This is a genomic window from Actinokineospora globicatena (genome assembly GCF_024171945.1).
In the GTDB taxonomy this organism is placed as follows: domain Bacteria; phylum Actinomycetota; class Actinomycetes; order Mycobacteriales; family Pseudonocardiaceae; genus Actinokineospora; species Actinokineospora globicatena.
This window is the reverse complement of sequence record NZ_JAMTCR010000002.1, coordinates 647030-669729: the sequence shown is the minus strand read 5'-3', so window position 1 is coordinate 669729 and position 22700 is coordinate 647030. Positions and strand designations below refer to the sequence as shown.

At 71.1% G+C, this 22700-nt stretch carries 20 protein-coding genes, 2 pseudogenes and 1 riboswitch; of the genes and pseudogenes, 19 read left to right on the top strand and 3 right to left on the bottom strand.

The features are described from left to right. Nucleotides 1–16 precede the first annotated feature (16 nt). Both LV79_RS03120 and LV79_RS03115 read left to right on the top strand, forming a co-directional pair. On the top strand, nucleotides 17–535 hold the full coding sequence (locus LV79_RS03120; RefSeq protein WP_253831815.1) for a gamma carbonic anhydrase family protein: 519 nt from the start codon (nucleotides 17–19) through the stop codon (nucleotides 533–535). A 173-nt stretch (nucleotides 536–708) separates the two neighbouring features. Further along, nucleotides 709–1710: a LysR family transcriptional regulator gene (locus LV79_RS03115; protein ID WP_253831813.1), complete on the top strand. Its 1002-nt coding sequence runs from the start codon at nucleotides 709–711 to the stop codon at nucleotides 1708–1710. A 516-nt stretch (nucleotides 1711–2226) separates the two neighbouring features. Here the strand turns inward: LV79_RS03115 and LV79_RS03110 are convergent. Next, nucleotides 2227–2676, bottom strand: coding sequence for a DUF4442 domain-containing protein (locus LV79_RS03110; RefSeq protein ID WP_253831811.1), 450 nt, complete (start codon nucleotides 2674–2676; stop codon nucleotides 2227–2229). 49 nt (nucleotides 2677–2725) lie between these two features. Next, nucleotides 2726–2814, top strand: a riboswitch (ZMP/ZTP riboswitch). Nucleotides 2815–2846: 32 nt separating this feature from the next. On the opposite strand from LV79_RS03110, the gene glyA reads away from it, so the two are divergent. The 3 genes from glyA (at nucleotide 2847) to LV79_RS03095 (ending at nucleotide 6472) form a co-directional block, all read left to right on the top strand. Further along, nucleotides 2847–4100 (top strand): serine hydroxymethyltransferase, encoded by a 1254-nt coding sequence (gene glyA / locus LV79_RS03105; RefSeq protein WP_253831809.1) that lies wholly within the window; start codon nucleotides 2847–2849, stop codon nucleotides 4098–4100. Between the two features lie 162 nt (nucleotides 4101–4262). Next, the gene (locus LV79_RS03100) at nucleotides 4263–4820 is read left to right on the top strand and encodes a MarR family winged helix-turn-helix transcriptional regulator (RefSeq protein ID WP_253831807.1); all 558 of its coding nucleotides are present in this window, start codon (nucleotides 4263–4265) and stop codon (nucleotides 4818–4820) included. Further along, nucleotides 4820–6472, top strand: coding sequence for an MDR family MFS transporter (locus LV79_RS03095; protein WP_253831806.1), 1653 nt, complete (start codon nucleotides 4820–4822; stop codon nucleotides 6470–6472). Before LV79_RS03100 ends, LV79_RS03095 begins: the two co-directional genes overlap by 1 nt. A 48-nt stretch (nucleotides 6473–6520) precedes the next feature. On the opposite strand, the gene LV79_RS03090 is transcribed toward LV79_RS03095, so the two are convergent. Further along, entirely contained in the window at nucleotides 6521–7375 is an 855-nt protein-coding gene (locus LV79_RS03090; protein ID WP_253831804.1) for an intradiol ring-cleavage dioxygenase, read from the bottom strand. Between the two features lie 86 nt (nucleotides 7376–7461). On the opposite strand from LV79_RS03090, the gene LV79_RS03085 reads away from it, so the two are divergent. Next, entirely contained in the window at nucleotides 7462–8130 is a 669-nt protein-coding gene (locus LV79_RS03085) for an SMI1/KNR4 family protein (protein ID WP_253831803.1), read from the top strand. Between the two features lie 54 nt (nucleotides 8131–8184). Here LV79_RS03085 and LV79_RS03080 read toward each other — a convergent pair whose 3' ends face one another. Continuing rightward, complete coding sequence (locus LV79_RS03080) at nucleotides 8185–8682, bottom strand: inorganic diphosphatase (protein WP_253831801.1); 498 nt, start codon at nucleotides 8680–8682, stop codon at nucleotides 8185–8187. 396 nt (nucleotides 8683–9078) lie between these two features. On the opposite strand from LV79_RS03080, the gene dacB reads away from it, so the two are divergent. The 13 genes and pseudogenes from dacB to LV79_RS03015 all read left to right on the top strand — a co-directional run bounded on the left by dacB (nucleotide 9079) and on the right by LV79_RS03015 (nucleotide 22650). Next, nucleotides 9079–10941, top strand: coding sequence for a D-alanyl-D-alanine carboxypeptidase/D-alanyl-D-alanine endopeptidase (gene dacB, locus LV79_RS03075; RefSeq protein WP_253831799.1), 1863 nt, complete (start codon nucleotides 9079–9081; stop codon nucleotides 10939–10941). Between the two features lie 30 nt (nucleotides 10942–10971). Further along, a complete protein-coding gene (locus LV79_RS03070; RefSeq protein ID WP_253831797.1) occupies nucleotides 10972–12045 on the top strand; it encodes an Rv3626c family coenzyme F420 biosynthesis-associated protein in 1074 nt (357 codons plus the stop codon). Beyond that, nucleotides 12042–13010 carry a tRNA lysidine(34) synthetase TilS gene (gene tilS / locus LV79_RS03065; RefSeq protein WP_253831795.1) on the top strand — a complete coding sequence of 323 codons (969 nt, stop codon included), beginning with the start codon at nucleotides 12042–12044 and terminating at the stop codon, nucleotides 13008–13010. The genes LV79_RS03070 and tilS overlap by 4 nt, the downstream gene beginning before the upstream one ends. Before the next feature lie 10 nt (nucleotides 13011–13020). Continuing rightward, a complete protein-coding gene (gene hpt / locus LV79_RS03060; RefSeq protein ID WP_253831793.1) occupies nucleotides 13021–13569 on the top strand; it encodes a hypoxanthine phosphoribosyltransferase in 549 nt (182 codons plus the stop codon). Between the two features lie 231 nt (nucleotides 13570–13800). Beyond that, nucleotides 13801–16161: an ATP-dependent zinc metalloprotease FtsH gene (ftsH, locus tag LV79_RS03055; RefSeq protein WP_253831791.1), complete on the top strand. Its 2361-nt coding sequence runs from the start codon at nucleotides 13801–13803 to the stop codon at nucleotides 16159–16161. Continuing rightward, nucleotides 16161–16493 (top strand): annotated as a pseudogene (locus LV79_RS03050) (GTP cyclohydrolase I); the annotation flags it as partial. The gene ftsH and the pseudogene LV79_RS03050, both read left to right, overlap by 1 nt. Before the next feature lie 489 nt (nucleotides 16494–16982). Next, nucleotides 16983–17330 (top strand): annotated as a pseudogene (gene folE, locus LV79_RS03045) (GTP cyclohydrolase I); the annotation flags it as partial. After that, nucleotides 17327–18181 (top strand): dihydropteroate synthase, encoded by an 855-nt coding sequence (gene folP, locus LV79_RS03040; protein WP_253831789.1) that lies wholly within the window; start codon nucleotides 17327–17329, stop codon nucleotides 18179–18181. The pseudogene folE and the gene folP, both read left to right, overlap by 4 nt. Continuing rightward, nucleotides 18178–18543: a dihydroneopterin aldolase gene (gene folB, locus LV79_RS03035; RefSeq protein WP_253831787.1), complete on the top strand. Its 366-nt coding sequence runs from the start codon at nucleotides 18178–18180 to the stop codon at nucleotides 18541–18543. The genes folP and folB overlap by 4 nt, the downstream gene beginning before the upstream one ends. Further along, nucleotides 18540–19025 carry a 2-amino-4-hydroxy-6-hydroxymethyldihydropteridine diphosphokinase gene (folK, locus tag LV79_RS03030; RefSeq protein WP_253831784.1) on the top strand — a complete coding sequence of 162 codons (486 nt, stop codon included), beginning with the start codon at nucleotides 18540–18542 and terminating at the stop codon, nucleotides 19023–19025. Before folB ends, folK begins: the two co-directional genes overlap by 4 nt. Beyond that, nucleotides 19022–19483: a DUF3180 domain-containing protein gene (locus LV79_RS03025; RefSeq protein ID WP_253831782.1), complete on the top strand. Its 462-nt coding sequence runs from the start codon at nucleotides 19022–19024 to the stop codon at nucleotides 19481–19483. The genes folK and LV79_RS03025 overlap by 4 nt, the downstream gene beginning before the upstream one ends. Before the next feature lie 55 nt (nucleotides 19484–19538). Then, nucleotides 19539–21455 (top strand): DUF6779 domain-containing protein, encoded by a 1917-nt coding sequence (locus tag LV79_RS03020; RefSeq protein WP_253831780.1) that lies wholly within the window; start codon nucleotides 19539–19541, stop codon nucleotides 21453–21455. Nucleotides 21456–21552: 97 nt separating this feature from the next. Beyond that, a complete protein-coding gene (locus LV79_RS03015; protein ID WP_253835733.1) occupies nucleotides 21553–22650 on the top strand; it encodes a PrsW family intramembrane metalloprotease in 1098 nt (365 codons plus the stop codon). The last annotated feature ends 50 nt before the right edge of the window (nucleotides 22651–22700 follow it).

The following is a 22700-nucleotide window of genomic DNA, read 5'->3' as shown; positions in this document are numbered from 1 at the left end:
ACATTAGTGTGGGGCGATGCCGTTGTACTCGTTCGAGGGCAAGAGCCCCATGGTCGACCCGTCGGCGTGGATAGCGCCAACGGCGACTCTTATCGGCGACGTGACCGTCGAGGCTGACGCCTCGGTCTGGTACGGGGCGGTCATCCGGGCCGACTTCGGACCCGTGGTCATCGGGGCCGGTGCCAACGTGCAGGACAACACGGTCATCCACGTCAACGCCAACGGCTGCCAGGTGGGGGCCAACGCCACCATCGGCCACCTGTGCGTCGTGCACGATTGCGTCATTGGCGCACAAGCCCTCATCGGCAACGGCGCCACCATCCAGGACGGGGCCGTCATCGGCGAACGCGCCCTGGTGGCCGCGGCGGCGTTGGTGGGGCCGGGCACTCAGATCCCACCCGAGGTGGTGGCGATGGGGGTACCGGCGAAGCGGCAGGTGCCGCTGGAGGGGACACCGAAGGCGTGGGTCGACCACAACGCGGCGATCTACCAGGACCTCGCCCGGCGGCACGCCAAGGGAATCGAGGAAGTGTGAATCCGGTGCCCGGCACGCCGTGGGTGGGCGGTGCCGGGCACCGGGAGTCTGCGGGACCCGGAGGTTGTGCCCCCGGTCCGGCGCGCCCGAGATGGGCGCGCGGCAAACCGGTATCAGAAATATGCCGCGTCGCTCTAGCTTGATCTCATCCGAACGGGGTATCAACTTCAGTTATGGCCGAACTCGAGCTCCGCCACCTCCGGGCGATCTGCGCCATCGCCGAGGAGGGCAGCGTGTCCAAAGCGGCCATCCGCCTCGGCGTGACCCAGCCCGCGCTCACCGCCCAGCTTCGCTCCATCGAGCGGCTGGTCGGCGGTGAGCTGTTCCGCCGCAGCTCCAACGGCAGCATCCCCACCGAACTCGGCCGCAGCGTGGTCCGCTCGGCGCGGGTCGTGCTGGAGGACATGTCGGCGCTGCTGGCGACCGCGCGCACGCACACCCAGAACCCGGCCGAGGCTCCGCTGGTCGTCGCGTCCAGCCCGATGCTGTTCACCAGCGCCCTCATCGCCGAGCTGCGCGCCTGGATCAAGACCTCCGAGCTGCGCACCGAGATCGACTCGTCGGGGCCCGCGCTGCTCGACCTGATCACCTCCAAGCAGGCCGACATCGCCGTCTTCGAGCGCTTCGAGGGCATGGAGAACCGCACCCTGCGCGACGTCGAGGTGCGCACCATCGTCGAGGAACCCCAGTTCGTCGCGCTCAGCTCCGACAGCCCGCTCGCCGCCCAGGAGGAGATCGACCTGGTCGACCTCGCGGACCTGGACTGGGTCGTCCCCCCGCCCGACCAGGACACGATGCGGCTCGGCTTCCGCGAGGCCTGCGAGAAGCTCGGCTTCACGCCCCGCATCACCCACCACGTCACCGAGGGCCGCACCGCGATGGCCTTGGCGGCGGCGGGCGCGGTCTGCCTGGCCCAACCGGCGTCGTTGAGCGGCCCGGGCTTCGTCATCCGCCCCCTGCGCGGCGCCATCCTGCGCCTCCCGGTCGTCCTGGTGATCCGCTTGGACGGCGTCCTCGGCGCCCGGCGCCACGAGGTCTTCGCCTGCGTCGCCCACGCCTACCGCTCCATCGTCGACCGCAACCCCACCTACGCCCAGTGGTGGGCCGAACACCCCGAAGCCCACGTCGACGTCGACAACGCCTTGACCCTGCCGCGTCCGACCCGTCCGACCTGAGTTGGGGCCGACCCGGGTTGCCTCACTCGGCTGAGTGAGGCTTGGCAGAGTGGGCCCAGCGGGCCTGAGCTGGGCTTTTCCGCTGGTTCATGTGGTGCGTGGGCGGCCTCAGGTTCCGTCTTCCGGGCGACAGAAGTTATCCACATCTGGATCTTGGCGACCCCGGTTTGAAGATCAACTGTCAGGGGGTGCCGGTAGAGTGGGACCTGGGACGCCCCCCGGAGAGGGTGGGGGCTGGGCCGGGTCGGGACCGCGCGCGCGAGCGGCGGGTCGGGGCGGCTTGCCGGGGCGACTCGGGGCGACTCGGGGTGGCTCGGTGGGGGTGTTCGGGGCGGCTGGGACCCGTTTCGGGTGGGTTGGGGCGGAGTCGGGGCGCGGGCGGCGTTGGGTCGGCCGGGCAGCTGGTGGGTCGGGCCTCGAGTGGGCGAGGGCGGGCCTGTGTGCGCGTGGCTGGCCGGACCGTGAGTGGGCGAGGGTGAGCCCGAGGCTGACGTGGGTGGATCGGGCCAGGGTTGGTCAGGTGCGGTTGGGGCGCAGGGTCCAGGTGACGGCCAGCTCGGTGGTCAGGGTGCCTTCGGCGTTGTGGATGGTGCAGTCGACGGTGAATTCGGGGCGGGTGCCTGCGTCCAGTTCGGCGGTGACCTCGGCGGCGGGGCGGGTCAGGGTCGCTGTGGTGGTCAGGGGGCCGAGGGCGAGTTTGCGGTAGTGGATCTCCGAGCGGACGACCAGTGGGGTGGCGCGGGCCATCTCGGGGGCGAAGGCGGCCAGGGCTAGGGCGCCGGAGGCAGTTTCGGCCAGGCCGAAGATGACGGCGGCGTGGGGGCCGCCGACGTGGTTGCGGTGGGCTTCGCGGTCGGGCAGGGAGCAGGTCACCCGGGTGGAGGTGACCTCGAGGAACTCCACGCCCGCGGTGCTCACCCAGGGGACGGTCTTCTTCATCGCGTCGGCGACCCAGTCCAGGCTCATGGGGCGAGATTACTCGCGGGTAACAAAAGTCGGCAACGGGTAGGGTGCTACCCAGAGTCGTTACTGGCGTGTACGGGTGGAAGTGACCACTGGGGAGCGGCTGGAGCGGGTGCGACACCGAACGCCTGGGTGTCACCGGTCTTGTCGCCGTACGCTCTGGAGGAACGACCATGCACCAGCCTGGTATCCCGCACCTGACCGCAGCGGACGCCGAGGTCGCGGCGTTGGTGGAGGGTGAGGCCCGCCGCCAGTTCGAGAAGATCCGGCTGATCGCCTCGGAGAACTACGTCTCCGCCGCCGTGCTGGAAGCGACCGGCACCGTGCTCACCAACAAGTACTCCGAGGGGTACGCGGGCAAGCGGTACTACGAGGGCCAGCAGTTCATCGACCCCGTTGAGACCCTCGCCGTCGAGCGGGCCAAGAGCGTGTTCGGCGTCGAGCACGCCAACGTGCAGCCCTACTCCGGTTCCCCTGCCAACCTCGCTATCTACCTCGCCCTGGTAGAGCCAGGCGACACCGTCATGGGTATGGCGCTACCGGCGGGCGGTCACCTCACCCACGGCTGGGGTGTCTCCGCGACCGGCAAGTGGTTCCGCGCTGTGCAGTACGGGGTCCGCAAGGACACCGGCAGGGTCGACCTGGACGAGGTTCGCGAACTCGCGCTGGCCGAGCGGCCCAAGGTGATCTTCTGCGGCGGCACGGCCATCCCGAGGACGATCGACTTCCCCGGGTTCGCCGAGATCGCCAAGGAGGTGGGCGCGGTGCTCGTCGCGGACATCGCGCACATCGCGGGCCTGGTCGCGGGAGGGGCGCACCCGTCGCCGGTCGGGCACGCGGAGATCATCTCGACCACCACGCACAAGACCCTGCGCGGGCCGCGCGGCGCGATGCTGATGTCCGACGCCAAGCACGCCAAGGCGCTGGACAAGGCCGTCTTCCCCGGCCTGCAGGGTGGCCCGCACAACCACACCACGGCCGCCATCGCCGTCGCGCTCGGTGAGGCCGCGAAGCCGGAGTTCCGCACCTATGCCGCCGACATCGTGGCCAACGCCAAGGCGCTGGCCGAGGCCCTCGTCGAGCGCGGGTTCGACCTGGTCTCCGGGGGCACCGACAACCACCTGATCCTGATCGACCTGACCAGCAAGGGCGTCGCGGGCAAGCCCGCGGCGAAGGTCCTCGACCGCGCGGGCATCGAGCTCAACTACAACTCGGTGCCCTTCGACCCCCGGAAACCGTTTGACCCCTCGGGCGTGCGGCTGGGAACCTCGGCGATCACCACCCGTGGTCTCCGGGTCGAGCACATGCCCCAGTTGGCGCAGTGGATCGACCGGGCGATCGCGGCCGGTGGCGACGCCGAGGTGGCCCAGGTGGCCGCCGAGGTCCGCGAGCTGCTCGCCGCGTTCCCCATGCCGGGATGGTCCTGACCTGCGTCAACACCGGCTGAACGCCCGGGTGCCGCGCGGCGGTCCCGGGCGTTCGGCGTGTGAGCGGGGTCGCAGGTTATTGGCTTGCGGTCCGTCACCCGAAAAGCGCATGCTTGTATCGACCAACTACTTGGATGATGCAAGCAACTCGGGAGGTGTCGGGTGACCGAAACCGTCGCGACCACGCCGGTCGACCCGGTCGGGCAGGACACCGGCACCACCGCCGAACTCTCCGCGCGGGAGATCGAGCAGGGGCAGCGGCTGGCCACCGTCCTGTTCGCCTTCGGCAAGCAGCAGGCCACCATCGCGGCGCGGATGAGCAAGGCCGGGGTCGACCGGTCCGCCATCGTGCTGCTCAAATACCTGGTCGCCCTCGGGCCCAGCCGCTCGAGCGCGCTGGCCGAGGCGATCCACTCCGACCCGTCCACGGTCAGCCGCCAGGTCGCGACCCTGGTCAAGGACGGCCTCGTCGAGCGGCGCGCCGACCCGGAGGACGGGCGGGCCAGCCTGCTCGCCGTCACCGAGGCCGGGGTCGACCTGCTCAAGCGCCAGCGCGCCCTGATGGCGCTGTCGCTGGCGAAGATGGTCAGCCACTGGGACCACGAAGACCTGGACACCTTTGTGCGGTTGTTCGAGCGGTTCCTCGCCGACCACGCGGACTACCTGCCAACGCTCATCACCGAATGCGCCACCCACGCGCGTTCCGAAGGGGGAAAGTAATGTCAGCACCGGTTTCAGATGCCGCACCAGGGCAACTGAGCCACCGGCAGATCCTGACCGTGCTCTCCGGGCTCATGCTTGGCATGCTGCTCGCCGCGCTCGACCAGACCATCATGGCGTCGGCCATGAAGACGATCGCCGACCAGCTCAACGGCCAGACCATCCAGGCGTGGGCCACCACCGCCTACCTGATCACCGCCACCATCTCCACCCCGCTCTACGGCAAGCTCTCCGACATCTTCGGCCGCAAGCCGATGTACCTCACCGCGATCTCGTTCTTCCTCGTCGGCTCGGTGCTCTCCGGCATCGCCAACTCGATGTACGAGCTCGCGGCCTACCGCGCGGTCCAGGGCCTGGGTGCCGGTGGCCTCATGTCGCTGGCGCTGGCGATCATCGCCGACATGGTGCCGCCGCGCGAGCGCAGCAAGTACCAGGGCTACTTCATGGGCGTCTGGGGACTGTCCAGTGTGGCCGGTCCGGTCGTCGGCGGCGCGTTCGCCGGGCTGGACACCTTCGCGGGCATCGAGGGCTGGCGCTGGGTGTTCCTGCTCAACGTGCCGATCGGCATCGTCGCGCTGATCGTGGTCGCCCGCTACCTCAACGTCCCGCACCGCCGCGTCCCGCAGCGGGTGGACTACTGGGGCGCGATCATGCTCACCATCGGCCTGGTGCCGCTGCTGATCGTCGCCGAGCAGGGCCGCGAGTGGGGCTGGGACTCCGGCCGCGCGCTGGCCATGTACGCCGTCGGCGTGATCGGGCTCGTCGCGTTCGTCTTCGTCGAGAAGCGCATGGGTGACGCGGCGCTGCTGCCGCTGCGGCTGTTCCGCCGCCGCACCTTCGCGCTGACCAACGTGGTCAACTTCGTGATGGGTGTCGGCATGTTCGGCACGATGATGTCGCTGCCGCTCTACCTGCAGATCGTCAAGGGGGCGTCGCCGACCGAGTCGGGTCTGATGACGCTGCCGATGACCTTCGGCATCCTGGTCGCGGCCATGGGGTCCGGCCAGATCATCGCCAAGACCGGCCGCTACCGGAAGTTCCCGATCATCGGCCTCGGCGCGACCACGGTCTCGCTGCTGCTGTTCTCGCAGGTCGGTGTGGACACCCCGATGTGGCAGGTCATGCTGGTGATGGTGCTGACCGGTGCCGGGCTCGGCCTGTGCATGCAAACGCTGATCCTGGCCATCCAGAACGACGTGCCGGTCAAGGACATGGGGGTGGCGACCTCGTCGGCGACCTTCTTCCGGTCCATCGGCGGCACCGTCGGCACCGCGGTCTTCCTGTCCATCCTGTTCAGCGTGGTCGGCGACCGCATCGGTGACGCGTTCGGCTCGGTGCGCGGCGACGCGGCGTTCACCGCGGCGCTGGCGCAGAACCCCGAGTTCGCCAAGAGCCTGGCCAGCGGAACCGGGGTCGACCTGAACAACACCGCGTTCCTGAACACGCTGGACCCGGTGCTCGCCCGGCCGATCCTGAGCGGGTTCGCCAGCTCGCTGGACACGGTGTTCCTGGTCGGCGGGATCGTGACGCTGGTGGCCTTCGGGTTGATCTGGTTCCTCAAGGAGACGCCGCTGCTGAACAAGTCCGGCATCCAGCGCGCCGCTGACGAGGAGGCGGAGGCCAACGCGGCTCCTGCCGCCGCGATGCACTGATAGCGCTAACCAAACGGCCCCGCACTCACCTGAGAGCGGGGCCGTTTGTCATACCCGGACAGTCAGCGTTGCCGCGTAGCCGGCGGTCACGTCGCCGGTGACCGAGGCGAGTTGGGTCTCGTACCCGTCACCGAAGACGTTGTCCCGCTCTAGGGATGTCTGGGCCAGGTTGCGGACGCTCTGCGAATACCCCTCTGTGCCATAGACCGTGGTGCAGATGTCCTTGGGTAGCGCCAACTGCGTCGTCTTGATGGGATCGCCCGCCTTGGTCGCCTCGGTCAGGCTGGGGTAGATCTCGAAGTGGATGTGCGGCCACCGCCCGGAGTAGGCGGCGGGGAAGATCGTCGTGAACTTCACCTTCCCCTGCGCGTCGGTCTCCTGCACGCCGCGCAGGTAGTTCTCGTTGGTGATCCCCTTGCCGTACATCGAGTAGTTGCCGTCGATGTCGCAGTGCCACAGGTAGATCGCCGCGCCCGGAATGGCCGCACAGGACTGATCGAAGTCGAGGATCGTTAGCTCTACCGTCAAGGGAACGCCCTTAGCCGTGGTGGTAGAGGTACCGAAGCTAGACCGAATGTCACTGCGGACGATTCCGCTCTCTGTGAGCACATTCGGCCCGTTTGTCCCATCAGCCGGGTACGGGCCACCGGTCTCCTGCGGGGTCTCGGTGCCGCAGTCCGACGCCGCTGCCGCGCCCTGCGACTGCGCCAGGGTGCCCGCGGTGGTCGCGGTGGTCGTCGTGCTCGCGGCCATGTTGTGGCCCGTGTGGTCGGTACCGCAGCCGGTGAGCGCCGCCAGACCCGCGCCACCCATCAACGTCAACATCCGTCGTCTGCCCAGGGTGGCCAGGTCGAAGGCGAGTCCCCGGTCGTGGTCTTCGATGTGGTGGTCCATGACGCCCATGCTTCGACTGTTAACCAGGAACGCGCTGTGCACCGGCTGTGTAGGTCTCTGTCATCCTGGCGGGGGACAACCCAGGGGGTGGATCGGTGCGCGTTGTGGTGGCGATCTTCGCCGTCGGTGGGGTGCTGATCGCGGGCGCGCTCGCGCTCGGCGTGGCGATCGAGCAGCACCCGGCCGACCGGCCGAGCACCGCGCCGCCGACCGCCGACGCCAGGTGCAGGCCGCCGGAGGGGCCGCTGACCCTCGCCGAGACCGACCCGGTCGTCGCCGAGCGGGTCGCCGTCGCCTGGGAGCGGGTCGAGCGGTGGCTGGTCGACAACGCCGCGGCCACCTCGGCGTCCTGGAACGCCCCGGCCAGCCGGACCGAGATGATCGGCCTGCAGCGCGACCTCGGCACCCGGCTGCCCGCCGACCTGGTCATCTCGCTGAGCAGGCACGACGGCGTCCGGGTGGACGGGTTCAGCTTCCCGCCCGCCTACCAGCCGCTGACGGTGCGGGAGATCCTCATGACGGTGGCCGAGGTGTGCGCGGTGCCCGGCTGGGGCGCGGGCGACGTGCCGTTCGCCAGGGGCGAGTCCGGCAACTTCCTCTACCTGCACGACGGCGCGGTCTACCGCTACCCGGCGATGCAGCGGCACGCCGACGACCTGGTCGACCTGCTCGACCGCACCGCCGACCGGCTCGAGGGCGTCAGCCCGGCCGAGTACCGGCCCGACATCGACGCGCTCGGCCGCCTGCGCTGGGTCCGGGAATAGCGAAAACCCCCGGCACCGAGGGGTGCGCGGGGGTTCTTGGCTGCTGGCGACCCGCTAGTGCAGGGTCAGGCCGGACTCCTTGAGCCGCTGGTACGAGCGCTCGATCTCGGCCTCGGCCTCGGTGCGACCCACCCAGCTCGCGCCCTCGACGCTCTTGCCCGGCTCGAGGTCCTTGTAGACCTCGAAGAAGTGCTGGATCTCCAGGCGGTGGTACTCCGCGAGGTGGTGGATGTCACGCAGGTGCTCGGTGCGCGGGTCGTGCGACGGGACGCACAGGACCTTGTCGTCGCCGCCCTTCTCGTCGGTCATCCGGAACATGCCGATCGCGCGGGCGCGGATCAGGCACCCCGGGAAGGTCGGCTCCTGCACCAGGACCAGCGCGTCGAGCGGGTCGCCGTCCTCACCCAGGGTGTTGTCGACGAACCCGTAGTCCGCCGGGTACTGGGTGGCGGTGAAGAGGGTGCGGTCGAGCCGGATGCGACCAGTCTCGTGGTCCATCTCGTACTTGTTGCGATTCCCCTTGGGGATCTCGATGGTGACGTCGAACTCCACTGACGTGTCCTCGCTCCTGCTCGCTTCCTCTGCTACCTCACTAGTGTGGACCACGGTGTCGCCCCGGCCCGAACCGATCCGGGTGTGACGTTCACCGGGAACGCAGGGGGAGGACGCGGCGTGCCGCAGCCGGGACCAGAGCACGGCCAAGATCGGGATCGAACCCGGCGACAACCTGGTGAACAGGGCGAACGTCTTGTTGACGTGCCGGACAACAACCCTGAGTGGCCCGCGGAGGACGACGCGGCGTGGCCGAGCGTGGACGACGACGGCCCCACCGGGGCGGCTGAGTCGACCACTCGGAGCGCTCGCGGGCCCGCGTTACGTGACGAGACCCACGTCCGCGACACGCCCGGATCCGCTGATCCACGTTCGAGTGAACCGGCGGATGGGGACGTGACGGTGCACGTGGGGAACCGGGGGCGGCTGCTCGACGGGCCGACCCAGGTGGGCCCACCGCCGACCAGTGGGCGCGATGGAGACACCACGCAGCCCGCGCGACGACCCTCCAGCGACGCGACCGCTGCCTTCCCGGCAGGACGGCCGGGGCGCCCGCAGGGCAACCCGCCGTGGCCGCCGAACGGTCCCCGCCCGCCGCAGCGCCCGGGCGCGCAACGCCCCGGTCCGCAGAACTCGGGCCCGGCCGGTCAACCGAGCCAGCAGCTACCGCCTGGTCAGCCAGGTCAGCAGGGCCAGCAGCGGCCGGGGGCGTGGCCGCCCCCGCCGTCGAGCCAGGCCGAGCGCACCCAGGTGATCAAGGTCGGCGCTGTCACCAGGGAACCCAAACCCGTGCTGCCGGTCCCGCCGGGCCCACCGCAGCAGCCGCCGCAGGACCAGCGGACCGAGCCGGAGCAGGTCGAGCCGCGCAAGCCGCGCATCGGCCTGCTGGTGGCCATGGCGCTGGTCGTGGCCGTGGTGCTCGGCGCCGCGGCCGCCATCCAGTTCGTGCCGGGACTGCGCGACAAGCTGGGGATCAAGGCGGCCGAGCCTGAGGTCACCATCGCGCCGCCGCCCGGTCCGGTGCAGTTCACGCCCACCCTCAAGGGGCCGGGTGCCGACATCGCCGCCCCGACGGCCGCCGGGGTGCGCGCCGCCCTGGCCGGTCCGGCCAGCGACCCGGTGCTCGGCACGCTGACCGGCACCGTCGTGGACCCGGCCAGCGGTGAGGTCCTGTTCTCCCAGAACGCCGAGACCACCCTGGTCCCCGCGTCCACCACGAAGCTGCTGACCTCGGCGGCCGCGCTGCTAGCCCTCCCGCACGCCGCCCAGCTCTCCACCAAGGTCGTCGCGGGCGACCAGCCGGGCACGGTGATCATCGTCGGCGGCGGCGACCCGACGCTGTCGTCGTTCCCGGCGGGCAAGAACACCGTCTTCCCCGGCGCCGCCCACCTCGACGACCTCGTCGCCCAGGTCCAGGCGAAGGGGCCGGTCACCACCGTGCTGCTCGACCTGGACCGCTACTCGGGCGAGAGCATCGCCAAGGGCTGGATCCCCGCTGACGTCGCGGGCGGCTACATCGCGCCGATGGTGCCCGCCATGCTCGACGGCGGCCGGTCGGACCCGACCAAGGCCGTCTCGCCGCGCTCGGCCAACCCGGCCCGCACGCTCGCCGAGGAGTTCGCCAAGCGGATCGGCGCGACCGTCCCCACCAAGGCGACCGCGCAGGCCAAGGCCGACGCCAAGGTGCTCGGCGAGGTCCGCTCGGCCCCGGTGGTCGAGCTGGTGGACAACACCCTGCAGCGCTCGGACAACGTGCTCGCCGAGGCGCTGGCCCGCGAGGTCGCGAAGTCGACCGGCCAGGAGGCCTCGTTCGCGGGCGGCTCTGCGGCGACCATCAAGACGCTCAAGGACAACGGCTTCGACACCAGCACGGTCACCCTCGACGACGGCAGCGGCCTGTCCACCCTGAACCAGGTGAGCGCCGCGCTGCTCGCCGACGTGCTCAAGGTGGCGGCCGGGCCCGACGGCGCCGACCCGCGCACCGCCAAGCTCCGCCCGCTGCTCGGCGCGCTGCCGGTCGCGGGCGGCAGCGGCACGCTGGCCGGTCGCTACCAAGGTCCCGCCGCCGCGCCCGGCAAGGGCTGGGTGCGGGCCAAGACCGGCACCCTGTCGAGCGTGAACTCGCTGGCCGGGATCGTGCTCGACACCGACGGCCGGTTGCTGGTGTTCGCGCTCATGTCCAACGGCTCGGTCCCCGGTGCCGCGCAGCCCGCGCTGGACGCTGTGGCGGCCGCGCTGCGCCAATGCGGCTGTAGGTGAGATCACCCGCGCTCCGGTAGCGTCGACCAGGTGAACACGACCGGCGCGGACGTGGCGAAGTCGACCGGTGGGGCCCCTCCGGTCGACTGGGATCTGGCGGTCTCGACGGCGCGGCGGCTGGTCCGCCCCGGGCCGGTGGTGACCAGGGACGTCGCCGACCACACCGTGCGCAGGCTGCGGGATGTCACCGCGGAGGCCGAGTCGCACGTGCGCCAGGTGACCGGTCTTGGCGCCGGTCTGCCCCTGCTGCCCGGTGACGTTGTCGACCGGGTGCACTGGGTCGAGGCGGCCGTCGACAGCATCGCTGCGCTCACTGCGGACGCCCTGCCCGTTCGCCCGAACCGGGTGGTCGGGGGCGTGCTCGCCGGGACGGCCGGGGTGCAGGCCGGGATGGTGCTGGCGTACCTGAGCAGCCGGGTCCTCGGCCAGTACGACCCGTTCGGCGGCGGTGAGGCGGGCCGGTTGTTGCTGGTTGCGCCGAACATCGTGGCCGCGCACCAGGCGTTGGACGTGCCGCCGGAGGATTTCCGGATGTGGGTCTGCCTGCACGAGTGCACGCACCGGCTGCAATTCACCGCTGTTCCGTGGCTGCGCTCTTACTTCCAGCAGCAGGTGGCCGCGTTCCTCGGAGGGCTCGACGACAGCGCCAACGGTGCCGTCGCGCGTCTGCCTGACCTGCTGCGTAGCGCCAGGAGCAAGCCAGACCCCACTGCCTCCGGTGGGCCCCTCGGGCTCATGGAGGCCTTGCAGACCCCCGAGCAGCGCGCGGTGTTCGACCGTCTTATCTCGATCTCGACCCTCTTGGAGGGCCACGCCGATCACGTCATGGACGCGGTCGGGCCGGTAGTCGTACCGACCGTGGCCACGATCCGAGAGCGGTTCACCGTGCGCAGGCGCGGCGGCGGGTTGCTCGACCGCGTGCTGCGCAACCTCTTGGGCGTGGACGCGAAGATGAAGCAGTACGCCGTGGGCGCCAAGTTCACCGCGCACGTGGTCGACGAGGTCGGCATGGAGAGGTTCAACGCCATCTGGACCTCACCGGAGACGTTGCCGCTGAGGTCGGAGTTGAGCGACCCGGCCGCCTGGATCCGCCGCGTCGCGTGAGCACGGGGAAGCCGCACCCGGCCGTCGCCGACGTCCGGCGGGCCGTGCGTGACCTGCTTGACCAGGTAGGCCCAACGGACCGGATCGCCGTCGCGGTGTCGGGTGGCGCGGACTCGCTCGCCCTCGCGGCCGCCGCGGCGCACGTTGGGCACAAGGCAGGGCTGACGGTCGTCGGTCTGATCGTCGACCACGGTCTACAACCCGAATCAGCGCGCACCGCCGCACGCGCCGCCGAACACCTCACCGGCCTCGGGCTCGATGACGTCCACACCCTCCCGGTCGTCGTCGACGGCAAAGGGGGCCTGGAAGCCGCCGCCCGCCGAGCCCGCTACGCCGCACTGCGCTCTGCCGCGGCCGACTCGTGGGTGCTGCTCGGCCACACCCGCGACGACCAAGCCGAGACGGTCCTGCTCGGACTCGGGCGGGGCTCGGGCCCGCGCTCGATCGCGGGGATGCGGCCGCTGGACCACCCGTGGGCGCGCCCGCTGCTTGACATCCCCAGGGCCACCACCCAGGCCGCCTGCGACGCGCTGGGCATCACCGCGTGGCAGGACCCGCACAACACCGACCCGCGCTTCACCCGCGTGCGCCTGCGCCACGAGGTGCTGCCGCTGCTCGACGACGTCCTCCAGGGCGGCGTTAGCGCGGCCCTCGCCAGGACCGCCGCCCAACTGCGTGACGACCTGGCCGCGCTGGACGCCATAGCCGCCGAGGCGTACGACAGGGCTACCGAAGGCGGCGACTTGGTCGTGGCCGAACTCACCCCGCTTCACCCAGCCGTGCGCCGCCGCGTGCTGCGCACCTGGCTGACCCGGGCGGGCGCACCCGAACTCACGGACGCCCACCTCAGGGGCACCGACGCGCTGGTGTCCGACTGGCACGGTCAGCGCGGCATCGCCCTGCCGGGCGGGTTGGTGGCTCGGCGTGCACGTGGCAGGCTCACGTGCACTGGTCGGGAAGTCTGAGAGGGGAACCGTGTACGACGGCGACATCGCCTCGGTGCTGATCACCGAGCAGCAGTTGGCTGAGAAGATCGCCGAACTCGCCAAGCAGGTGGGGCACGACTACCCGGAGAACGGCTCGGACCTGGTGCTGGTCGGGGTCCTCAAGGGCGCGGTCATGTTCATGACCGACCTGGCCAGGGCGCTGCCGGTCCCGGTGCAGCTGGAGTTCATGGCGGTCAGCTCCTACGGGTCGGCGACCTCGTCGTCCGGCGTCGTGCGGATCCTCAAGGACCTCGACCGCGACATCGCGGGCCGCGACGTGCTCATCGTCGAGGACATCATCGACTCCGGGCTGACGCTGTCCTGGCTGCTCAAGAACCTCGCCTCGCGCGGCCCCAAGTCGCTGGAGGTCTGCACCCTGCTGCGCAAGCCGGACGCGATCAAGGTCGACGTGCCGGTCAAGTACATCGGCTTCGAGATCCCGAACGAGTTCGTCGTCGGCTACGGCCTCGACTTCGCCGAGCGCTACCGCGACCTGCCCTACATCGGCACCCTGGACCCGAGGGTCTACACGTCCTGACCCCATCCGGGGCCGGGTGAACTGGACCGATCAGGTAGTCGTGGGAACCATGCCCGGCGCGGGCACGTTGTCCCTGTTGCGCACCCAGCCGGCACTTCGCCCGGTGTGGGTGCCGACGCGGACGGTACTCTGGCGAGACCGGAGTGTGTGCCCCGTCCGGCTGGGCAATGGGTCGTCATTGCCCTCAGTGCACGTCAGGGAGGGTGGAGGCCGCCTCGCGGCCGTAAGTGAATGGACCGCAAGCGCCTGCTTCGCAACCCGCTGCTGTGGATCCTGGCGGTGTTGCTGCTCTATTTCGCCTTCACCATGCTGTTCGACGACACCCGCGGCTACACCGCGGTGCCCACGTCGAAGGCCATCGCGCAGATCCAGGCGGGCAACGTCAAGACCGCCGAGCTCGGTGACAAGGAACAGCAGCTCAAGCTGACCCTCAACGCCCCGATCGACCAGGACGGGCAGCAGGTCACGCAGATCCTGGCGCAGTACCCGGCCGGGGCGACCTCGGAGATCTACAAATCCCTGATCGCCAAGACCGGCACCGAGTTCAAGACCTCGGTGACCCAGGACTCGTTCCTCACCCAGATCCTGATCTTCCTCATCCCGCTCGCGCTGCTGTTGCTGCTGCTGATGTGGATGATGAACAACGTCCAGGGCGGCGGCAACCGGGTCCTCAACTTCGGCAAGTCGAAGGCCAAGCAGTTGCCCAAGGACATGCCCAAGACCACCTTCGGCGACGTCGCCGGTGCCGACGAGGCCGTCGAAGAGCTCTACGAGATCAAGGACTTCCTGCAGAACCCGGCGCGCTACCAGGCGCTCGGCGCGAAGATCCCCAAGGGCGTGCTGCTCTACGGCCCGCCGGGGACCGGCAAGACCCTGCTGGCCAGGGCGGTCGCCGGTGAGGCAGGCGTGCCGTTCTACTCGATCTCCGGCTCGGACTTCGTGGAGATGTTCGTCGGTGTCGGCGCCTCCCGGGTCCGCGACCTGTTCGAGCAGGCCAAGCAGAACGCGCCGTGCATCATCTTCGTCGACGAGATCGACGCGGTCGGCCGCCAGCGCGGCGCGGGCCTCGGCGGCGGTCACGACGAGCGCGAGCAGACCCTCAACCAGCTGCTGGTCGAGATGGACGGCTTCGACGCGCGCGGCGGCATCATCCTGATCGCGGCCACCAACCGGCCCGACATCCTGGACCCGGCGCTGCTGCGCCCCGGCCGGTTCGACCGGCAGATCCCGGTGTCGGCGCCCGACCTGACCGGCCGCAAGAAGATCCTGCAGGTGCACTCCAAGGGCAAGCCGATGGCCCAGGACGCCGACCTGGAGAGCCTGGCCAAGCGCACCGTCGGCATGTCCGGCGCCGACCTGGCCAACGTGCTCAACGAGGCCGCGCTGCTCACCGCGCGGCAGAACGGGTCGCTGATCACCGCGGCCGCGCTCGAGGAGTCGGTCGACCGGGTGATCGGTGGTCCCGCGCGCAAGAGCCGGATCATCTCCGACAAGGAGAAGAAGATCACCGCCTACCACGAGGGCGGCCACGCCCTCGCCGCGTGGGCGATGCCGGACCTGGAGCCGGTGTACAAGCTGACGATCCTGCCCCGCGGCCGCACCGGCGGGCACGCGCTCGTCGTCCCCGAGGACGACAAGCAGCTGATGACCCGCTCGGAGATGATCGCCAGGCTGGTGTTCGCGCTCGGCGGCCGCTCGGCCGAGGAACTGGTGTTCCACGAGCCGACCACCGGTGCCTCCAGCGATATCGACCAGGCAACCAAGATCGCCAAGGCGATGGTCACCGAGTACGGCATGAGCGCCCGCCTCGGCGCGGTCCGCTACGGCCAGGAGCAGGGCGACCCGTTCCTCGGCCGCTCGATGGGCCACGGCGCGGACTACTCGCTCGAGGTCGCGCACGAGATCGACGAGGAGGTGCGCAAGCTCATCGAGGCGGCGCACACCGAGGCGTGGGACGTGCTCAACACCTACCGCGACGTGCTCGACGACCTGGTCGTGGAGCTGCTGGAGAAGGAGACGCTCACCCGCAAGGACCTGGAGCGGATCTTCTCCAAGGTGGAGAAGCGGCCGAGGATCACCGCGTTCAACGACTTCGGCGAGCGCACCCCCTCGGACAAGCCGCCGATCAAGACCCGCCGCGAGCAGGCCATCGAACGCGGCGAGACCTGGCCGGAGGACCTCCCGCGCGAGCCGGTGCCGACCCCGGTCGGCGCCATCCCCGGCGCGGGCGACCTGCCCGGCGGTCCGCCGAGGACGAACCCGGAACTGCCCCCGAGCAACGGCGCCGCCCCCAACGGCGCGCCGCCGCCCTACGGCAGCCCGCCGCCCTACGGTTCGCAGCCACCGCCCTACGGCGCCCAGCCGCCGTACGGGCAGCAGAGCGGCAGGCACGCGGGTCCGCCGCACTACGGCGCCCCGCCCGGGTGGACCCCGGCGACCGGCCCCACCCGGCCGTCCGGTCCGCACGAGTCGTGGCAGCCGTCGTGGGGCGAGCGCCGCAACGACGCGCAACAGCAACAGCAGCAGGGCGAGCAGCCCGCCGATCCCACGAATCGGGATCAGGACTCCGGTGGGCGCGCCAACGGTTCCTGATGCGATGGTGGCGGCGTTGTGCCGCGACGATGGCGGAGGTACCGATGACAACGAGCCGTGACCGGGTCGGGACGTTCAGCGTTCGCGAGGACGTCCCGACCCCGGCTTTCGACCAGGACCGCGCGGAGAAGGCGATCCGCGAACTGCTGCTGGCCTGCGGCGAGGACCCCGACCGCGAGGGTCTGCTCGAGACGCCCGCCCGGGTGGCCCGCGCCTACGCGGAGCTGTTCGCCGGGCTCTACACCGAGCCGGACGCGGTGCTGGACAAGACTTTCGACGAGAGCCACGACGAACTCGTCCTGGTCACCGACATCCCGATGTACTCGACCTGCGTGCCGCACGGGCAGCCGGTGGACGCCGTCGGCGGCCCCCGCGCCGCGCAGGACGTGCGGGTCGGTGATCCTCTGTGGACCCTGGTGGACGGTCGCCGGGTGGAGACGACCGTGATCGGCGTCACCGCGAAGCAGTCGCGGGAGCTGGTGGCGGTCACGACGTCCGCCGGTGTGTTCACCGTCACCGCCGACCACCCGCTGGCCACGCCGAACGGTTGGGCCGAGGCCAAGGACGTCGCCGGGTCCCATGTGGAGTGGACCGGGATCGCGGCCCCCGCCAGGGAACTCGTCACCGCCGGTGCGCCTGCCGGTGACGCAGGCTGGCTGCTGCGCCACGGTTTCGCCAGGGACGAGCGCACGACCACGCTCGGGCAGTCCCAGTGGGTGCGCGTGGAGTCGGTGCGCGCGGTGGCCGCCGAGGCGACCGTCTACAGCTTCACCTGCGACCCGCACCCGACGTTCCTCATCGGCGGGCACCTGACGCACAACTGCGAGCACCACCTGGTGCCCTTCCACGGCCACGCCCACGTCGGCTACATCCCGAACGAGAAGGGCAGCGTCACCGGACTGTCCAAACTGGCCAGGCTGGTCGACCTCTACGCGAAGCGGCCGCAGGTGCAGGAGCGGCTCACCTCGCAGGTCGCCGACGCGCTGATGCGCAAGCTGCAGCCGCGCGGGGTGATCGTGGTCATCGAGGCCGAGCACCTGTGCATGGCCATGCGCGGCATCCGCAAGCCGGGCGCGCGCACCACGACCTCCGCGCTGCGGGGCTTGCTCAAGAGCTCGCCGTCCACCCGTGCCGAGGCCATCCAGCTGATCAACGGGCGCAGCCGGTGACCCTGCTGCCCTCTCCTGGTCGGTGCGCGGTGGTCGGCGTGCTCAACGTGACGCCCGACTCGTTCTCCGACGGGGGCCGCTACCTGCACGTCGACGACGCGATCGAGCACGGCGTGCGGATCTGGCACAGCGGAGCCGACCTGGTCGACGTCGGCGGCGAGTCGACGAGACCGGGCGCGAAGCGGGTGGACGCCGAGACCGAGATCGCCAGGGTGGTCCCGGTGATCAAGGAGCTGGCGGCCGCGGGCGTGCGGGTCAGTGTGGACACCACGCGGGCGCGGGTCGCCGAGGCCGCCGTGGCCGCGGGCGCGGTGGTGATCAACGACGTCTCCGGTGGGTTGGCCGACACCGACATGGCCAGGGTCGCCGCCGAGACCGGGGTGCCGTGGATCCTGATGCACTGGCGCGGGCACAGCAGGGACATGGACGCGCTCGCCGAGTACACCGACGTGGTCGCCGAGGTCCGCGCCGAGCTGCTGGCCCGGATCGACGCCGCGCTGACCGCAGGCGTCGCCGAGCAGGCCATCGCGATCGACCCGGGCATCGGGTTCGCCAAGAACAGCGACCACAACTGGGCGCTGCTGCGTGATCTCGACGCCCTGCTCGACCTGGGGTTCCCGGTCCTGGTGGGGGTTTCGCGCAAGAGGTTCCTGGGGAAGCTGCTCGCCGACGACGAAGGCGCGCCACGGCCGCCGCGCGGTCGCGAGGACGCCACCGCCGCGGTGTCGGCCCTCGTGGCGGCAGCGGGGGCGTGGGGGGTGCGGGTGCACGACGTGCGGCGCTCGTTGGACGCGGTCGCGGTCGCGGCGGCGATGACGGCCGTGGCCGGGTCGACGACAGGAGACCGATGACCGACCGGATCACCCTCACCGGGCTGCGCGTGCGCGGCAACCACGGCGTGTTCGCGCACGAGAAGCGCGACGGGCAGGACTTCGTGGTCGACATCACGCTGTGGATCGACCTGCGGGAAGCCGCGGCGACCGACGACCTCAAGCACACCGTCCACTACGGCGAACTGGCCGAGCGCGCGGCGGCTGTCATCGGCGGGCCGTCGCGGGACCTCATCGAGACGGTGGCCACCGAGATCGCGGACGGTGAGATGGCCGACCAGCGGGTGCACGCCGTGGAGGTCACCGTCCACAAGCCCAGCGCGCCCATCCCGCTCAGCTTCGCCGACGTCGCGGTCACCGTGCGCCGCTCGCGCCGCCGATGAGCCGCGCTGTCCTCTCGCTCGGGTCCAACCTGGGGGACCGGTTGGCCAACCTGCGCATCGCCGTGGACGGGCTCGCGAACGCTCTAGTCGCTGTGTCGCCGGTGTACGAGACAGCCGCATGGGGAGTGACAGACCAGCCTGACTTCCTCAACGCCGTGTGTGTGGTGGAGGACGCGGTCACGGACGCCTGGGGGTGGCTGTGGCGCGGTCAGGCTCTAGAGAACGCGGCTGGACGGGTGCGAGAGCAGCGTTGGGGTCCACGGACGTTGGATGTGGACGTGGTGGTGGTGGACGACGTCATCAGCACCGAGCCCGACCTGCTCCTCCCGCACCCGGGCACCCACGAGCGCGCCACGGTGTTGATCCCGTGGCTCGACATAGACCCGGACGCGGTCATACCTGGGCGAGGTAGGGCAGACGCGTTGTTGGCGGGTCTAGACGTCAGCGGCGTGCGTAGGCGAGACGACTTGGAGCTGCGATGAGGTTCACCACGGCTCGCGATCTTGTCCTCGCCGGGCTGATCGGCGCCGTCGTCGTCTACTTGGCACTGCGGTTGCTCTACGGCGACCTGCCCCCGTTGCCGCAGCTCGCCGGAATCACCCTATTGGTGCTCGCTGTGGTCGAGGCCTTGTTCGGCTTCGGCTTGCGCGACCGGATCAAGGGGAACGGCAAACCGGTGCAGGCGCTGACCGCCGCGCGGGCCGTCGCGTTGGCGAAAGCGTCCTCTTTGCTCGGTGCCATCATGGTCGGCGCCTGGCTCGGTGTCCTGGGATATGTCCTCCCGGACAGCGGTCAGGTGGCCGCCGCGAAGCACGACGTCGTCAGCGCGGTGATCGGCCTGGGGTGCGCCGCCGCGCTCATCGGTGCGGCGTTGTGGTTGGAACACTGCTGCCGCACCCCGCCCGACCGCGATGACCAGCGACGGGACCCGATCAGGTAAACATCCTGCCCGCCATTTGATCTCGCTGAGATAACGGACGGGTACGGTAGGCACCATGACGGGCCGCACCGACCCCACCGCGCAGGGCGCCACCGCCGCGCGCGCCCTGCTGCTCGCCGCTTTAGCCCTGGCCCTGGCCTCGACCGCGGTGCTGGTGCTCAGCGACTCGCTGCGGTGGATGCGGCTCGGCGTCGTCGCGGCGCTGTGGGCCGCGCTAGCCGGGGCCTTCCTCGCTGCCCGCTACCGCAGGCAGGTCGCCGACCGGTCGGACGAGGTCGCCGAGCAGCAGCGCGTCTACGAGCTCGAGCTGGAGCGTGAGGTCGCCGCCCGGCGCGAGTTCGAGCTGGAGGTCGAGGCCACCACGCGGCGCAAGGTCGAGGCGGAGACCTCCGACGACCTCAGCGCGCTGCGCGAGGAACTGCACCACCTGCGGCAGAGCCTGGAGGCCCTGCTCGGTGGCGAGGTGCTCGTCGAGCGATTCGCGCTGCACGCCGAGGCCACCCGCATGCGCGGCCTCGCCGAGGGCGCCATCGCCGCCAGGCCGGGCAACCCGGTCCGGCACATCACCGCGGCCGGTGAACCCGAGACCCAGCTCATCGGCCGGGTCTCCCGCAACCAGTGGGTCCGCGACGAGGACCCCGACCGCATCGACCCGGACTGGACGCCGTCCTGGGAGTCGACGCGGCAGGGCGCCCCGATCCCGGCGCAGAACCGGATCAAGCAGGCCAGCCGCGAGCAGGCAGCCGCCCCCGCTGGCGTGCGCCGAGAGGAGTTCGCCCCGGTCCGGCACGAGGGCGCACAGGCCCCCGTGCGCGCGGGCGCGCCCGAGGCGAGCCAGGAGTTCGAACCAGTCCGCCGAGACGCCGTGGTGCAGGGTCCGGCCCGCAACGGTGCCGCGGACCCCCGCGGTCGTGCCGTGGCGCAGCGCCCCGGCCCTCAGGTCAGCCAGGAGTTCGAGCCCGTCCGCCCTGGCCAGGCACCGGTGCGCACCGGTGCGCCGGGCCCGGAGGTCAGCCAGAACCTCGAGCCGGTCCGCGCGGCCACCCAGGGGCGACCAGTCCCGCCCGTCCGCACCAGTGCCGCCCCCGGCCTCAACGGTGCCCCCGGCCCGGACGCGAGCCAGGAGTTCGAGCCAGTGCGTCATGGCGCCGCGCGCAACGGCGCACCGGGCGCAGGCGTCAGCCAGGAGTTCGCTGCCGCTCGTGTGCACGGTCCGGCGCGCAACGGTGCCCCTAGCCCCGACGTGAGCCAGGAGTTCAACCAGACCCGCAACGGCGGGCCCGGCACCGGTGGGAGCAACGGCGGCCACGGCCCCGCACGCCCTGGTGCCCGCCCCGACGTGAGCCAGGAGTTCGAGCCGGTCCGCCACGCGGGCGCGCGCAATGGAACCGCTGGGCCGGAAGCCAGCAAGGATTTCCGCGCCGGCACCCACGTACCCAACGGTGTGGCCCGGCGTGATCCGGCCACACCGCCGCCAGGCCCCCAGGAAGCTCCTCGACGGGACGCCACCGCGCAGAGCCCCGTGCGCCGCGACCCCGGCCAGCAGACCTCCACCCGTCAACAGACCGCTACCCGCCAGCAGGCCGCTGAGCCGCCCCGGCGCCAGCCGGTCGCTCGTGAGGCCCAGCCCACGCCGGGAGCCATGCGCGACATGCCCACACCTGGTGCGGTCCAGCGGCCCCGCGCGGCCGAGCGAACCGAGGTCGCCATGACGCCCGCCCCCGATCCCGGTGGCCGCAGGCGCGCGCTGACCGGCACGTTCCCCCCGGTCAACGCCCAGCACGCCGACGAGGACTCCGGTGGCAGGCGGCGCAGGGCCGAGGGCGCGCCCACCTGGCACGAGACCATCGCCGCCGAGGAACCGCAGGAAGACACCGGGTCGCACTCGTCGGGCAAGTCGGTCAGCGAGCTGCTCGCCGCGCACGGCACCGCCGCTGCCCCGCGCCGCCACCGACGCCGCGGTGAGGACTGACCGCCGGGCCGTGTCCGGGTTGACCCTATGATCGCTTGTCGTGTCTGACGGGGTTCCGCGACGGCATCTGCCGCGCCGGTTGACGGTTCTGGTTCCGATGGCGGGCTTGGTCGTCCTCGCGGGCTGCGGGTTGACCCTGCTCGGGCTCAGCTACGCGAGAGTGGGGCTGGTCGCGGAGCTGGTCGGCGTCGCTGGCGCGCTGCTGCCGGTCGGTCCGGTGGTGGCCGCGTTCCTCTGGGTGGACCGGTGGGAGCCGGAACCGGCCCGGCTGCTGTGGCTGGCCTTCGCCTGGGGCGCCTGCGTCGCGGCGATCACCGCGCTGCTGATCAACAACACCGCCGAGGCGGTCGGCGACCTGCTGCTCGGCAAGGGCCAGGGCGACAAGATCAGCGCGATGGTGTCCGCGCCGCTGTTCGAGGAGGGCGTCAAGGGCGCGTTCGTGCTGGGCATCCTGCTGTTCCTGCGCGAGGAGTTCGACGGGGTCGTCGACGGCATCGTCTACGCCGGACTGGTCGCCGCCGGGTTCGCCTTCACCGAGAACATCTACTACTTCGGCCGCGCGTTCGCCGAGTACGGCTTCGGCGACAGCACCTCGCCCGGTGTGCTCGCCGCGTTCATCCTGCGCGGTGTCCTCTCGCCGTTCACCCACCCGCTGTTCACGGTCATGATCGGCATCGGGGTCGGCATCGCGGCCAGGTCCACCTCGAAGCGCACCCGGCTGTTCGCGCCGCTGCTGGGCTACCTCGCCGCCGTCGTGCTGCACGCGCTGTGGAACACGACCGCCACGCTGGGGAACGCGGACACCTTCCTGAGCGTGTACTTCCTGGTGATGGTCCCGGTGTTCGGCGCGGTCGTGTACTTTGTGCACTGGCAGCGCAAGCGGGAGCAGCGCGTGGTCAGCGACGGCCTGCCCGCCATGGTCGACGCCGGGCTGATCGTGCTGTCCGAAGTGGACCTGCTGGCCAGCCTCAAGGGCCGCAAGAGGTGGCGCGCGCAGGTCCGCTCCCAGGCTGGCGGCGCGGCGGCGCAGGCGGTCGAGCGGTACCAGGGCGCGGTCAGCGAGCTGGCCTTCCACTGGCACGCCATGGCCGTGGGCACCGCCGGTCCCCGCGCGGCGGAGCGGGAGGCGCGGCTCATCGGCATCGTCCGCGAGTCCCGCCGCGTCGCCGTGGATGTGGCGCGCGCGACCCGGTGAAGCGCGTCACCCGCCCAGCACGGCCGCTCGCACCGGCGGCTACTCTCGGT